Below are 13,080 nucleotides of genomic sequence, written 5' to 3'. Positions count from 1 at the left end.
GGTCTGGAAAAATAGATTTTTTCTGGAGGCACTGCCTCTTTATGTATGAGCCACCTACGGAAAAGCGGAACACACAGAGTTTCACAGAAAAAAAACATCACGGAGCAGACGTGAACAACACGGAAATATAACTTGAGATGTGATTTGGTATGAAAATCAAATGTCAATCCCTTTTTTCGTCGGAGAAGTTAATACGAGGTATCGGGAGTATTTTCGTGATGTTCATATCTGAAAAAAAATCGTTGGCTTGCTCTTGGAAATTTTTCAAAAAATAATCGAAGAAAATATTTTTCATGATCTCGCATGAAAATATTTCATCACGAGATTTTAGAAGAAAAAAAATCGTTGGTCTGTTCTTGAAAATTTTTCAAAAAAATAATCGCGAAAATATTTTTCGTGATCTCGCATGAAAATATTTCATCACGAGATTTTAGAAGAAAAAAATCGTTGGCCTGTTCTTGAAAATTTTCAAAAAAATAATCGCAAAAAATATTTTTCATGATCTCGCATGAAAATACTTCATCACGAAATCTCAGAAAAAAACATCACGGAAATATCATTCCCAAGAGAAATTCCGTGGTGTTCACGTCTGCTCCGTGGTGTTTTTTTCCGTGATATTCAGTGTGTTCCGATTTTCCGTGGGCTGAAATGCAAGCGGTGACGAACAGTATTTGTTAACGAACAAAGGTACAAACAACACAAAAAATCATCGTGCGATCTGGCGGATGTGTTCATCCGAAAGTTCCACCAGCTCTTTTTGTTCCGCAAGCTCCGCAACACTGCGGATAGCCTCCAGCAGATGAACAGAGTCCTCAAGGAAGCTTAAGATATCTGCCGGAAAAAGATCCACACCGTACTCCTCAATCAGATGATAGTGAATCTCGCGATGACTGAGCCCCATCTCGCGAAGCTCCAGAATCGCAATAACAAACTTCCGCTCAGGACACCCGCAGAGCGGCGAGTCGCGGCAGCTGCACTCAAGAAAATCCTTGTAAAACCGCATCACCTGATCCCGTGTTTCGGGATCAAGGCTGTCAATATTCATCGAGCCGGTAATCGCCTCAAGATTTGCCGGATGGAAAGCTCCGTCCGGCAGCCGATATCCTGCTGCACGCTGCAGTTTTTTGATATAGCGAAATCTTGCGCGACCTGCAATCACTGGGCTTCTCCGGCTTCCTCATCAAAGTTCTTCAAGGACTTCAGAGCATCCGCAATACGCTCGACCTCAACCAGCCACTCATCAAAGAGCGTCGGCTCGTCCGTGTCCTTGACATACTTGCCGCAGCAGCTTGCGCCGTTAATCACCGCAGCACCAATCGAAGATGCCATATCAAGAGCCTTCTCCGGATCCTTGTCAAAGGCTTTGCGACCGTCCTTCACAAGATTCTTGACTTCCTCTGCCGGAGGATAGCTCTCCTCCAGATATTTTTGTCCTGCTGCAAAGAGCACCAGCATTGAGACCTGCATGGATCCGATAATCTCGGCAACATCAACATTTTGCACCTCGCCCATGACGATCTCTTCCACGCCGCGGAGTTTGGTTCTCGCGTCTTCTAAGGAAATTCTTTTGTTCTGGAAGAGTTTGATGATCTTTATTGTGGCAAGAGTAATGTCATCGGAAAAACCGTCAAGAATACGGTAGCCTTCCGGCATCTCATCGCTGTCATCATCGCCGGAAAAGTCAGCTTCCGCGAGCGTGTTCAGCCAGTTATCCCAACGCTCCTGGTTATAGAAAATATAGAAGAGCTTTGCTGATGCTTCCGGTTCTTCAGTTTTTTTGGAGGATTTCTTCGCAGCCATTTCTCACTGTAATAAGTTCAGTCCTGATTGTTATAGATGTTGTGATATAACGATCCTTGAGATGCCCAATGCCCCAAACCTTCAGTAAAGCCGCCGCATATTTATCAGGTTACAACATATACTGATAAAGAAACCCAAATTCACACAGTGAATATTATCATGAAAACAGTTCTCTCAAAGCTTTCGGTGATTCTGAAAAAACACTCCCCGATGATGATTGCCTTGTCCGGAGGTCAGGACAGTCTCACCCTTCTTGCCGCAGCAAAAGCTGCCGGCATTCCGGTAGTTGTGGCAACCGTCATCTCAGAGTTCGAGGTCCCGGGTGAGGCTGAGCGTGCGAAAGAGTTCTGCAGAATACTTCAGGTGCAATGGTATCCGGTTCATGTCAGAATTCTTGAGGATGCTGCAATCGCTGCAAATCCGATTGACCGCTGTTACCTGTGCAAGAAAAAGATCATGGGCCCGCTTGTCGAAGTTGCAAAAGTACACGGTTACAACGTCTGTGACGGCACGCATGCAGATGATGTCCCTGAAGAGCGGCCTGGGAGTGCAGCTCTTCAGGAGCTTGAGATCAGGAGCCCCTTTGTAGAGGCAGGTATCGGCAAGGAACAAATTATGTCTCTTGCAAAGGAACTCAGTGTTCCAGTAATTCCTCCCTCTTCGTGCCTCGCGACACGGATTCCCTTTGGAACCGTGATCACTGAGGAAAATCTCCGCCGTGTTGCAGCAGCAGAGACCTTTCTTCATGAACAGGGCGTTACAGGGATACTTCGCGTGCGAATGATTGGTGATGAGGCGGTCGTGGAGGTTGAGGCAGGAGAGATGCAGCTTGCGTCGAAGCATGCGGTTAATCTTGAACAATTTGGTTTCTCCCGGGTAAGGGTTGCAGGCTATATTTCGGGAGGGGTAACTCGATGGAAACAAACACAGCAGTAATGGTGAGAATCGGTGAGCTCTGGCTGAAGAGTGAACCGGTAAAAAAACAGTTCATGACAGCCCTGATGCGAAACATTCGTGCGGCACTGGATGCTAAGGATCTCGCATACCAGACCGAGGAGTATCGCGGGCGGGTTCTGATCTATGGTGATGCGGAAAAAATCGCTCCCGAGGTTGCAAGAATTTTCGGTATTGTGGATGTGAGTATCTGTACTACCTGCGGCAACAGTCCTGAAGAAATCTCTTCAGCAGCGGTTACGCTTGCAGAGAAAAAACTGAAAGCCGGCATGCGGTTTGCGGTGCGGGCCAGACGTCAGCAGGTGAAAGGGATCACCAGTCAGGAACTTGCACGAATAGTTGCAGACGCTGTCTGGGAAAAAATCCCAGACTTTGTGGTTGACCTTGACAATCCTGAGTATGAGCTGTTTGTTGAGGCACGCGAGTACGGAGGAATTGTGTATGATGACCGCATCCCAGGTCAGGGCGGTCTGCCGCTTGGAACAGCAGGCAAGGCAATGCTCCTCCTTTCAGCAGGCATCGACTCGCCGGTTGCGGCATGGCTTCTGATGCGGCGCGGTGTTGTGCTCTCCGGTATGTTCATGGACGGCGGACGATGGGCGGGCCCTGCAACGAAGAATCTCGCGCTCGACAATGCAAGAATTCTTTCGACCTGGTCACCAGGCAGAAATTTTCCGGTATGGGTTGTGAACATGGAACCGTTTTTTGATGCGATGTCAGCTGCCTGTGAGACTCACTACACCTGTATCTACTGCAAGCGGTTTATGATGCGGGTTGCAGACCGGCTGGCACTCAAAGGAAAGTACGATGCTCTTGCGTCAGGAGAAAATCTCGGTCAGGTTGCTTCTCAGACAATTCAAAATATGGGAGTGATCACGGCATCAGTGAAGACACCAATTCTCCGGCCGATCCTCACTTATGACAAGGAGGATACGGTTGCAATCGCCCGAAGAATCGGAACGTTTCATGAGTGTCCGGGAGATACCGGCTGCCGTGCTGTGCCGAAAAAACCTGCCACCAGATCTGACATTGATCTGATTGAGACGCAGGAGGCAAAACTGAATCTCTCTGATTTAATCGAAAATGCGGCAACAACTGCCGAGCTCTGGATTGCAAGAGATGGAAATATTTCCCAAAAGATAGTTGATGCATAAAAAAATATAATTTCCTGTTTTTTTTTACAGCTGTCAAGTACATTGACGCTTCTAAAGTATTTATATAGGTGGCTACCCTACAATATATCAGGGTTATACCCTGGTACTTGTTCGCGCCAAGCGAAACCAGTGTCAAATAGAACCTATACGTCAGAGCTGGGGAGTTCTGTTGGCGTAGGTGGATTCTGGTGATAGTTCTGACAGTTGCAGTTTGTTTCTAAAACTGTCAGAAGTGCGTACCTACCATAGAAGGCATGACAGCTCCCCTGAAAAAAATGTGCCGGCGAAATAGGAGGATTGTTTCCTTTTGGTACTGGCTTTGGATTTGGTCCAAGAAACTTGGAACTGCAAATAAAATCCATTCCCAAGAGAAACCAATCAAACTTTTTTGCGTTTTTACGAACGGATACCACAAATCGATGTAGTTCCTTTTTTCTGCAAAATGTTCGTGATGAGTCGGCATGATGAGATTTTTAAAACGCGAATAAAAATCGCCAATGGCGATTTTTGAGATTTTATTAAATATTTATTTGGGACAGACCAAATTTTTCAAAAAAAACACTGAGAATTTTTTTTGAGATTTTATTAAATATTTATTTGGGACGAACCAATTCTTTTAGAAAAAAACGCTGACAATTTTTTTTGAGATTTTATTAAATATTTATTTGGGACAGACCAAATCTTTCAGAAAAAAAAACGCTGAGAATTTTTTTTGAAAAATCGCCATTGGCGATTTTTTATTCGCGTTATTCGCGTTTATTTTTCAGAAAAAATCAGTGGTTCAACCGTACCGCTTGCGATACGTATCAATCAGCCGGAAGTAGATCTCTTCAGCAGAACGCAGCTGATCAATTCTCACCCGCTCGTTCAGCCCGTGCAGGAGCGACAACTCGCCCGGTCCGTACTCAATTGCCCGAAAGCCTGCCTTTCGCAGTGCCCGGGCATCAGACGCTGCCCACTGCACCATGGGATGTGAGGGAACATTATACACACTGCTGACAGCGTCGCACGTACTTTGCACAAGGAATGATTCAGGGTCGGTGAGTGAAGCGTTTGCTCGCGTAAGCGGCGTTACCTTCGCAGACTCCGGCACATGAGAACATATCTCGCCAAGTACCGCATCACAGTCGCATCCCCACGGCAGCCGCATGTCCATAGTGAGGAGACATTTTTGCGCAACAATATTCACCCGCTCGCCGCCTGAGATCAGACCGGGGTTGTACATAATCTGTCGAAAGATCGGTGAAAGATCTTGAACTTCCGCCACATCACTGATACAGATCGAGTGGTTAATCAGCCGCTCAAGCTCGTCTGACTGCGGATACACACGGGTGTGCAGCTCAGCCATCCATTCCATAAACGAAAACGCCTGCATGATTGCACTGTCCCCGACAAGCGGAAACAGCGAGGAGTGCCCGGGCGTCCCCGTGAACTCCACCTCGAACCGACAGATACCTTTCTGTCCGACAGATGGAGCAAACGCAGGAGTCGGCTCTGCGATCAGCACATCGCACGGATGAATCAGCTGCTTCTCGATCAGATATCGTGTCCCGGACCGACCGCCGCCCTCTTCATCGCACACAAATGCAAGAGAGACAGGCACACCGCCGTACTCGTTGACCGCACGTTCAACCGCAGTAAGGACTGCTGCGCATCCGCCCTTCATATCGGTGCTGCCGCGACCGTGCACATAGGTGTCATCGATGACGCCGGCATAGGGAGGAATGTCCCAGCCTTCCTCCATTGCAGGCACCACATCGATGTGGCCGGACAGCATCAAAGCAGAACTCTGATCCCGTGAGATAACATTGCAGTGCCCGGGCGTTCCTTCTGTAATATCAGAGCGGATTCCCATTGAGTCAAGGATCAGAGCAATGTACTCTGCGGCCTCTCTGGTATCGCCGGGAGGATTTTCACTCCGGATCTTTATCAGTTCCGAACAGATGCGTACAACATCCATCGCTTATCTCGTGCAGCGTTTTTCTTTGAACGCGGCGAAAAGTTTTCCAAGAGCTCCCGCAGGATACAAACTCCGCAGAAGCGGCATGGCAAACAGATCATCTGCCATGTCACGGAAGAATGTCGGCGGCAGCGGAAGTCTCGACGCAGGATCCAGCACAATTCTGAATCCTGCATATCGTGCCGGGTCGTCCGGGTCGTAGACCAGCTGCCAGAGAATTGGCGTGCTCTCAAACATCTCCTGATTGGTGTCGCGCAGCCAGATCATAAAGTCAGGGAACAGCGCATTGTCCCCTTCTTTGGCGAGGTCCACCCGATGCCTGAGATATTCAGCCGTCATCGTGCAGCGGACCGAGTCAATATTGTAGGCGAGCGCACTGAGGGTGTAGTCGAGGTGGGCGATCGTATCAATGAAGTAAAAATATAACACCGGGTCCATCTCGGATGGATTTTCGAGAATAAACGACTTGTGATAGAGATAGTCTATCTCATTGGAGTACTCGTTTCTCTGCGGTAACATAGTAGTAGTTTGACGCAAATAGACAAAAAGTCTTGGTATCGCGAACGCAAAAGAACCGGATCAAGTTTTAAAAAAAAGAAAAGAAAACGAATTTACAGATTTTATTCCATGTGAATCGCGCTTTCCGGGCACTCATCCACACAGGTCTCACAGTCAACGCATCCGCTTGCGTCCACAACTGCAATATCGTTCACCAGTTCAATAGCTGCTGCCGGGCAGATATCCACACATGTTGCACAGCCGGTACATTTTTCTTTCTTAACTACTGCTACCATTTAAAATACCTCAAATACTTCTTACCTTATTTCGGTCGAAACCAAAAATAGGTTTCGACCTGAACATCAAATTATAAATGAAGGACTTCCTTCATTGTGTAGACGGCGGGTGCTTTTTCCGGCACCCATGCCGCTGCACGAACCGCGCCGCGGGCAAACACCGCACGGTCATATGCCCGGTGGGTCAGCTCAATGGTTTCGTAGTTCTGGTGGAACTGCACGGTGTGATCACCGACAACATCGCCGCCGCGAATTACGTGGACACCGATCTCGTTCTTGCGTTCGGTCATACCGCAGCGGCCGTACATCTCATCACGCACGCCGACTTCTTCTTCGATCACTTTCAGAATGGTCTTTGCCGTGCCGCTTGGTGCATCCTTCTTGTGGCGGTGGTGGGCCTCGATCACTTCGATGTCATAGTCGCCGAGACGTTTTGCTGCTTCGCGGACCAGCTCCCAGAAGATGTTAACGCCGACACTGAAGTTGGTTGTTTTCACCACTGGCACATTTTTGATCGCATGCAAAAGTTCTGCATCCTCTGCAGGAGTGAAGCCGGTAGTGCCGATCACCAGTGCAACACCTTTGGATGCCGCGATTTTTGCGTTCACCATTGTTGCCGCAGCGACGGTGAAGTCGATCATGACGTCAGGCTTGTGTTCATCGATGAAACCTGCAAGGTTTGCCGAGTCAACAACCGGTTTTCCGAGAATGGTTCCGGGCCGGACGTCCACGCCGCCGACGAGTTCTAGCTCAGGGTTTTCGACAACCATACCTGCGATGGTCGTACCCATACGACCCATCGCTCCGCAAATCATAACTTTAGTCATAGTGTGACAACACTTCCCGTAATTTGGCAGTCATTTCAGTTGAGAGTGAGTCCAGCGGCAGCCGGACATTTCCGGATTTGATGTGTCCTCGGATTTCTGCGGCACGTTTTACCGGCACCGGATTTACATCCACGAACAGGGACTTGGAGAGCTCCATGAGTTCATAATGAATTTTTCGTGCGCCGTTCATATCGCCTTTTACAAATGAATCGTACATGGCAACCATTCGTTTCGGTTCAATGTTTGCCGTGACCGAGATGCATCCCTTTCCGCCGATGGAAAGTACAGGAAGCATCAGAGAATCGTCACCGGATGTCAGCACAAACGGAGTCTCGCGGTCCACGCCTTCGAGTCCGTGAATGATTGCCATCATCTGATCGATGTTGCCGCTTGCCTCTTTGACCGCGACAATGTTCGGGATGGTCTTGGCCATCTCGATGATCAGATCAGCTGGCAGGTTCTGACCGGTCCTGCCTGGGATGTTGTAGACCACGACCGGAAGGCCGATGTCGGCGACTTTTTTGTAGTGCTTCAAGAGACCGCTGCGATTTGGTTTGTTGTAGTACGGACTGATGAGAAGTGCACCGTCAGCACCGGTAGCTTTTGCGGCACGGGTCATGAAGAGTGCTTCTTCGGTGTTGTTGGAGCCGGTTCCGGCAATTACCGGGATGCGGTTGTTTGCAGCTGAGACGGCTTCTTCAATGACACTGATATGCTCAGCATGCGTCATGGTTGCAGACTCACCCGTAGAGCCGCAGGGAAGAAGACCATGCACTCCTCCGCGGATAACATGCTCGATACAGGTTCGAAGACCCTCGATATCAAGCGAATAGGATGCATCATCACGGAACGGAGTGATGAGTGCGGGTATCACACCTTCGAACATAGTACTTATACGTAAGTGTGCCTGATACATGTACCTTCGCTTAGGTTTTACACTATAGGAGTTACGCGGTGATGAGGTTCATTGTTTGGGATTTTTCTGTAGATGGTCTCGCTTGGAGTAACCACGGAACACACGGAGAACCACGGAGAACCACGGAAAAAACCAAGCGCAGAGGATTTCTTTTCCTTATGCTATTTCATACCGCATAAGTCCTAACACTATTATTTTCGACTCGGACGCGACAAACAGCCGCAGCTAAAAACAAAAAAGAATGCAACGCTCAACAATGAAAAAAGTATTTACCCATACAACCCCGGCCCTTGGAACCGGAGCTCTTGGGATTTTACCTGCGGCGGTTGTGGGTATTGACCTTGCGAGTGATGAATCCGGCAACGCGATTGCGGATGCTCTTGCTCTCGATGGTGGTGATCTCGGAGACAACCTTCTTGTTGTCATCGAAGCTGTTGTTGAAGCTCTTTCCGTGCTGTTCCATAAGGGCGACGCCCATTGACTTGATATAGCTTGGCTTAATTCCCATGAGATATTCCTCAGATGTCTGTATATGTAAGTCGTTCTGATATGATAAGCATTCTGTTTGCCACTTTCTCAGGATTTGCACCAAGGAAGCGGATCATCGGCTCAGTATTTTTCGATTCAGTGCTGATAATTGCCAGAGGAACACCGTCCTTGCAGCAGGAGGCAATACCCCAGTCCATGCTGATGATACCTGAGGGAAACTTTCCCGGATCATACTCGGCAACATCCCGTATGGTTTCCCTGACAACCTGAGCGATCTCTTCGGTGTAGCGGATGGTGCCAACCGCACGGCAGTCAGGATCAAACCGCGTCACCGTCAGAAGTACGCGGACAAGCGGATCATCGGTACCGAATCCAATTCCCGTCCCACGGATCACTGCCACATCTTTGATGTCGCGGGGATTTTTGATTGCATATGCAAGGGAGACGCCGCCCGAGGGCTGGAGGTAACGGGAAAGGTTCATGACTTTTCCGTGTGCCTGCTGGAGTGCTTTCAGGACCTGAGACTGTTCTGCTGCCGACATGGTTACACAAGCCCCAGCTGATCCTTTACGAGGGATATCTCGCGAATGGCAATCTCATACATCCGGTCGCGGGGAACAAGCTCGTCGCCAAGCGCAATACGGGCACGGTCACAACCTGCGGCAAAGGACGCGGTCTTGTATTTTTTTGTGACGGTCTTTGTTGAGACCTCGGTGATGTTTCCGCCTTTCACATACGCGCAGGCGATCACGAGGCCTGATACACTGTCAGCAACCTGCAAGGATATCTCGACCGGGGACGTGTAGCCGTCTCCAAACAGCATATGATTGTGGCGGCGGATGGGACCAGCTATCTCGTCACCGACCCCAGCATTTTTGAGAATATCATATCCTGCAAGACCGTGACGCGTCATGTCCTCATCTATCTCCTCAAAATCAATATCATGCAGAATGCCGATCGCCTCCCAGAGTCCGGCGTCTTCACCGAGCTCTTCGGCAAGTCCTTTCATTACGGCAGCTGTTGCAATGCAGTGGCCGCGAAGAGAGTCCGACTTCACGTGCGACTGCATGAGTGCAAGAGCCTCATCTTTTTCCATGCATATACTTGCGTTATCAAAACTCATAAAAGCACACACGCCAATTCATATAATCATGAAAGTCTGGCTTCTGGATATCATTGTCGGGGTATCAGCCCTGATAGTGTTCGGCATTCTGCTGTTCGTTCTGCCGATGGTGATGCCTGCGGCATACGGATATATCGGCGCACTGCTCCTCTTTATTGCATACCTTGCGGTCGCGGGTCTCACGGTTATCAAAAACTCAATCACCTGAAATTTTTTCAGAAAAAAAATAATTTTTTTTGAAGCGTCCTTATCGGGACGTGTTCTTCTTGAGCTCCAGTTCTTCTAAAGCTCGGTAGTCGGTTTTTTCCATTTTGGTTCTCGGGAGTGCGGCAACTACTTCGACAACAGCCGGAACGCTCCACCGGTTGAGTCTGGCAACTGCGTACTCGATGAGTTTCCGCTCAGCATCTGCCGGATCCATCTTATGTTTCATCGTCACATACAGCTTGACCCTGGTGTCACGCTTCCAGGGAATACCGATCGCACAAACCTCCTTGACATCAGGATGCGTCTGCATCACCTCTTCGATCATCATGGGGTAGACATTGTAGCCGTTGACTTTTATCATCCGCTTGTGTCGCGACCGGAAGCAGATGTTGCCGGTCGGAGGATCGATTTTGACGATGTCACCGGTGTGCAGCCAGATGCGGCCGTCATCATGAAGCTTCAGTACTGCATCGGTTGCCTCTTTGTTGCGATAGTAGCCGGTCATGTTCGCGTCGCTGAAGAGACAGAGTTCTCCTTCCACGCCGTCCGGGACGACGGTGGTCGTTCCCGGCTCAACCGTACAGATGCGGTTGCCCTGCAGGGGAACACCGACACAGCCGGTAGGAATAGTCTGATACTCTGCACCGGTCAGGGCGCACACACTGCATGCCTCGGTCAGGCCGTAGCCGGGCCTGAACTTTGCGGTGCAGTTTCCCTGTCGCAGAAGCTGGTTGTACCGGTTGATCAGACTGCCGCCTACACTGTCACCGCCGGCAACGATCAGCTTGATGAACGAGAGATCTTTTCCATCAAACTCGGTGTACATCCGCTCATACATCGCAGGAACGCCGGCGATGAACGCAGTCTTTTCTTTCAGAATAGTGTGGGCACATTCTTTTGCATCAAACCGCGGCAGAAGGACAACCTTGAGTCCGGCAGAGAGCGGAGTGTGTGCGGTGACCGCAAGACCGAACGCGTGAAACATCGGAAGGATGGCAAGAAATGCGTCGCCGACTTTGATCAGTTCGCCGCCGACACCGACAACCAGCTGCACGGCAACGGTGTTGACCGCGAAGTTGGAGAGCATGACACCTTTGGAGGTACCGGTCGTTCCGCCGGTGTACATAATAACAGCGGTGTCCTCAGGCTCTCCGGCGTGAGCCGGAAGTCCGTCGCTTGCAAGAGATGCTCGGCCATCGGCCATCAGACTTTCCCACTCGGTTATTTTTCTGACATTTTCTCCGATGAGATATTTTCTGACAGCCCGGCGGTAGACCCAGCCCATCAGATATCCTTTCGGTGACTTGGGGAAGTAGGAAGGGGTCCTGCATCTGATGATCTCAACATCCATTCCTGAACAGAGACCTTCGTTTATCTCGCAGGTGAGAATGTGTTTGCTCTGGGTCAGGTCAACAGCGTATCCTATCTCGCCGGTGGTTGACAGCGGGTGCACCATGTTCGAGACCGCGCCGATCATATTTATCGCATACACCGCAATGACGCACTGGGGAATGTTGGGGAGGAACACGGTTACATGATCTCCCGCACGCACACCATGGGCACGGAGTCCTGCAGCACATGCATGAACATCGTCCATCAGTTCGCCGTAACTGATATAGTGGCCGTAGTAGGCGACAGCCGGACCGTCCCGTCCCGCCCGCTCCGAGCCGTATTTGAGCATTGTATAAAGGGACTTTTTCACGTCCTCTGCATAAGTTACCACTGCCAAGTTATTCCTCCGTACACCACACAATTCACTATAATTAATTCAGGCTGAGTCTATAAATATATACGGAAAATACCCTTAATCGTCCTGTTTTTCCGCGGGGATGCTTTCGCTTGCAACCTTTACAGCAGCTTCCGCACGAAGACGTTTTCTTTCGAGAAGTTTTTTCTTTGCCCGATAATAATTCAGCGGATGAGACACTTTGTCGCACTGTGCGTCACGGTTGACGCAGATGCCGTGAGTGAGCATCGTCTGACAGGCAGGCGTTGTGTACTCATGCGTGGTGATATGATCCACCTGATATATGGTCATGTCAGGATTAAAATCTGGGCTTCGTGCGAAAATTCCTGCAACCTGTGCAGGCGTCATGCCGATGTTGTTCAGAAATGCCGTCATGGCAAATCTTCCTGAGTGGCTGAGGTTCACCCCAGCAGATGCCCCTGCGATCAACGCCTGAATGCAGGGTGGATACGCGGACTCATCGATTGCGCCAAACTCGGCGAGCGTTCTTTCCTGCAAAGACGCTGATATTTTTTCGCACCATGGCACGAACTCATGTTCCATCGACGGCGGGATGGAGAGAGGAAGCTGGGAAGAAAATATTTTTCTGATTCGTTCGCGAAGCAGAATGTCCTGCTCATCATCAGAGATCTTCACCGTTCCTGCTTCCACATCACGATTGATCAGCCGCCACTTGGGTTCGCGGACGGCTGAGGCAAGCTCCACGTACCTGATGACCGGCATTGCGCCGGTACCAAAACTGATGCCGAGCGTTTCGCAGACATGATTTTTCAGTTTGGCATTCTCCTCTTCCTGCAGATAATAGTAGGCACGTTTTGCTTCCATTCGTGCAAGACGGTCAATGAGGTTGCGGTCTTTGACGCAGGAGACTAACACGCGGGCAAGAACATAGGTGGCAATGTCTGCGACAAAGTCCTGTGACTCAGGGTACATCTCTTTGCCGTCGATCGCATACTTTACCCGCTCAACTGCTGAGTCAAGATACTTTCGCCCGAGAGCCGATGAAGCGAGTTCGTTCATCTTGATGCCGCGGGCGGCAAGAAACTCCTGGGACTCTTTCAAAAAAGGATAATGGGTTAAGTCGCGCGGCTCGACGGCGAGACGCATGG

15 protein-coding genes are annotated in these 13,080 nt (G+C 49.7%); 3 read left to right on the top strand and 12 right to left on the bottom strand.

Annotation, left to right across the window (positions count from 1 at the left end):
* Positions 1-706: 706 nt before the first annotated feature.
* Both McpCs1_RS00720 and McpCs1_RS00715 read right to left on the bottom strand, forming a co-directional pair.
* On the bottom strand, positions 707-1,159 hold the full coding sequence (locus tag McpCs1_RS00720) for a DUF5814 domain-containing protein (RefSeq protein WP_338095345.1): 453 nt from the start codon (positions 1,157-1,159) through the stop codon (positions 707-709).
* Positions 1,156-1,800 (bottom strand): DUF2150 family protein, encoded by a 645-nt coding sequence (locus McpCs1_RS00715; RefSeq protein WP_338095344.1) that lies wholly within the window; start codon positions 1,798-1,800, stop codon positions 1,156-1,158. Before McpCs1_RS00715 ends, McpCs1_RS00720 begins: the two co-directional genes overlap by 4 nt.
* 159 nt (positions 1,801-1,959) lie before the next feature.
* On the opposite strand from McpCs1_RS00715, the gene larE reads away from it, so the two are divergent.
* Together larE and McpCs1_RS00705 are read left to right on the top strand one after the other, a co-directional pair.
* A complete protein-coding gene (gene larE, locus McpCs1_RS00710; RefSeq protein ID WP_338095343.1) occupies positions 1,960-2,736 on the top strand; it encodes an ATP-dependent sacrificial sulfur transferase LarE in 777 nt (258 codons plus the stop codon).
* On the top strand, positions 2,715-3,908 hold the full coding sequence (locus McpCs1_RS00705) for a tRNA sulfurtransferase (RefSeq protein ID WP_338095342.1): 1,194 nt from the start codon (positions 2,715-2,717) through the stop codon (positions 3,906-3,908). Before larE ends, McpCs1_RS00705 begins: the two co-directional genes overlap by 22 nt.
* Positions 3,909-4,689: 781 nt before the next feature.
* Here McpCs1_RS00705 and McpCs1_RS00700 read toward each other — a convergent pair.
* The 8 genes from McpCs1_RS00700 to McpCs1_RS00665 all read right to left on the bottom strand — a co-directional run bounded on the left by McpCs1_RS00700 (position 4,690) and on the right by McpCs1_RS00665 (position 9,990).
* Positions 4,690-5,868, bottom strand: coding sequence for a M20/M25/M40 family metallo-hydrolase (locus McpCs1_RS00700; RefSeq protein WP_338095341.1), 1,179 nt, complete (start codon positions 5,866-5,868; stop codon positions 4,690-4,692).
* Between the two features lie 3 nt (positions 5,869-5,871).
* Positions 5,872-6,387 carry a hypothetical protein gene (locus tag McpCs1_RS00695; RefSeq protein ID WP_338095340.1) on the bottom strand — a complete coding sequence of 172 codons (516 nt, stop codon included), beginning with the start codon at positions 6,385-6,387 and terminating at the stop codon, positions 5,872-5,874.
* Between the two features lie 101 nt (positions 6,388-6,488).
* Positions 6,489-6,662, bottom strand: coding sequence for a 4Fe-4S binding protein (locus tag McpCs1_RS00690; RefSeq protein WP_338095339.1), 174 nt, complete (start codon positions 6,660-6,662; stop codon positions 6,489-6,491).
* Positions 6,663-6,733: 71 nt separating this feature from the next.
* Complete coding sequence (dapB, locus tag McpCs1_RS00685; RefSeq protein WP_338095338.1) at positions 6,734-7,489, bottom strand: 4-hydroxy-tetrahydrodipicolinate reductase; 756 nt, start codon at positions 7,487-7,489, stop codon at positions 6,734-6,736.
* Positions 7,482-8,375: a 4-hydroxy-tetrahydrodipicolinate synthase gene (dapA, locus tag McpCs1_RS00680; RefSeq protein ID WP_338095337.1), complete on the bottom strand. Its 894-nt coding sequence runs from the start codon at positions 8,373-8,375 to the stop codon at positions 7,482-7,484. Before dapA ends, dapB begins: the two co-directional genes overlap by 8 nt.
* Before the next feature lie 343 nt (positions 8,376-8,718).
* A complete protein-coding gene (locus tag McpCs1_RS00675) occupies positions 8,719-8,913 on the bottom strand; it encodes a 30S ribosomal protein S17e (RefSeq protein WP_338095336.1) in 195 nt (64 codons plus the stop codon).
* A 10-nt stretch (positions 8,914-8,923) separates the two neighbouring features.
* Positions 8,924-9,436, bottom strand: coding sequence for a thiamine-phosphate synthase family protein (locus McpCs1_RS00670; protein ID WP_338095335.1), 513 nt, complete (start codon positions 9,434-9,436; stop codon positions 8,924-8,926).
* 2 nt (positions 9,437-9,438) lie between these two features.
* Positions 9,439-9,990, bottom strand: a complete 552-nt coding sequence (locus tag McpCs1_RS00665) for an HDIG domain-containing metalloprotein (protein ID WP_338095334.1) — start codon at positions 9,988-9,990, stop codon at positions 9,439-9,441.
* A gap of 55 nt (positions 9,991-10,045) precedes the next feature.
* Between McpCs1_RS00665 and McpCs1_RS00660 the strand changes: the two genes are divergently transcribed.
* Positions 10,046-10,225, top strand: coding sequence for a hypothetical protein (locus McpCs1_RS00660; RefSeq protein ID WP_338095333.1), 180 nt, complete (start codon positions 10,046-10,048; stop codon positions 10,223-10,225).
* Positions 10,226-10,264: 39 nt separating this feature from the next.
* Here the strand turns inward: McpCs1_RS00660 and McpCs1_RS00655 are convergent, their stop codons facing one another.
* Together McpCs1_RS00655 and McpCs1_RS00650 are read right to left on the bottom strand one after the other, a co-directional pair.
* The gene (locus McpCs1_RS00655; protein ID WP_338095572.1) at positions 10,265-11,947 is read right to left on the bottom strand and encodes a class I adenylate-forming enzyme family protein; all 1,683 of its coding nucleotides are present in this window, start codon (positions 11,945-11,947) and stop codon (positions 10,265-10,267) included.
* 81 nt (positions 11,948-12,028) lie between these two features.
* Complete coding sequence (locus tag McpCs1_RS00650; RefSeq protein WP_338095332.1) at positions 12,029-13,078, bottom strand: DNA primase large subunit PriL; 1,050 nt, start codon at positions 13,076-13,078, stop codon at positions 12,029-12,031.
* Positions 13,079-13,080 lie beyond the last annotated feature (2 nt).

This window comes from Methanorbis rubei (assembly GCF_032714495.1).
In the GTDB taxonomy this organism is placed as follows: Archaea; Halobacteriota; Methanomicrobia; order Methanomicrobiales; family Methanocorpusculaceae; genus Methanocorpusculum; species Methanocorpusculum rubei.
Note: the sequence above shows the minus strand (reverse complement) of the source record. Positions and strands in the feature narration are given on the sequence as shown.

Bases quoted from the DNA above. Each gene is read 5' to 3' on its own strand.
- McpCs1_RS00715 (WP_338095344.1), bottom strand. From the start codon at position 1,800: ATGGCTGCGAAGAAATCCTCCAAAAAAACTGAAGAACCGGAAGCATCA.
- larE (WP_338095343.1), top strand. From the start codon at position 1,960: ATGAAAACAGTTCTCTCAAAGCTTTCGGTGATTCTGAAAAAACACTCC.
- McpCs1_RS00705 (WP_338095342.1), top strand. From the start codon at position 2,715: ATGGAAACAAACACAGCAGTAATGGTGAGAATCGGTGAGCTCTGGCTG.
- McpCs1_RS00700 (WP_338095341.1), bottom strand. From the start codon at position 5,868: ATGGATGTTGTACGCATCTGTTCGGAACTGATAAAGATCCGGAGTGAA.
- McpCs1_RS00695 (WP_338095340.1), bottom strand. From the start codon at position 6,387: ATGTTACCGCAGAGAAACGAGTACTCCAATGAGATAGACTATCTCTAT.
- McpCs1_RS00690 (WP_338095339.1), bottom strand. From the start codon at position 6,662: ATGGTAGCAGTAGTTAAGAAAGAAAAATGTACCGGCTGTGCAACATGT.
- dapB (WP_338095338.1), bottom strand. From the start codon at position 7,489: ATGACTAAAGTTATGATTTGCGGAGCGATGGGTCGTATGGGTACGACC.
- dapA (WP_338095337.1), bottom strand. From the start codon at position 8,375: ATGTTCGAAGGTGTGATACCCGCACTCATCACTCCGTTCCGTGATGAT.
- McpCs1_RS00675 (WP_338095336.1), bottom strand. From the start codon at position 8,913: ATGGGAATTAAGCCAAGCTATATCAAGTCAATGGGCGTCGCCCTTATG.
- McpCs1_RS00670 (WP_338095335.1), bottom strand. From the start codon at position 9,436: ATGTCGGCAGCAGAACAGTCTCAGGTCCTGAAAGCACTCCAGCAGGCA.
- McpCs1_RS00665 (WP_338095334.1), bottom strand. From the start codon at position 9,990: ATGGAAAAAGATGAGGCTCTTGCACTCATGCAGTCGCACGTGAAGTCG.
- McpCs1_RS00660 (WP_338095333.1), top strand. From the start codon at position 10,046: ATGAAAGTCTGGCTTCTGGATATCATTGTCGGGGTATCAGCCCTGATA.
- McpCs1_RS00650 (WP_338095332.1), bottom strand. From the start codon at position 13,078: ATGCGTCTCGCCGTCGAGCCGCGCGACTTAACCCATTATCCTTTTTTG.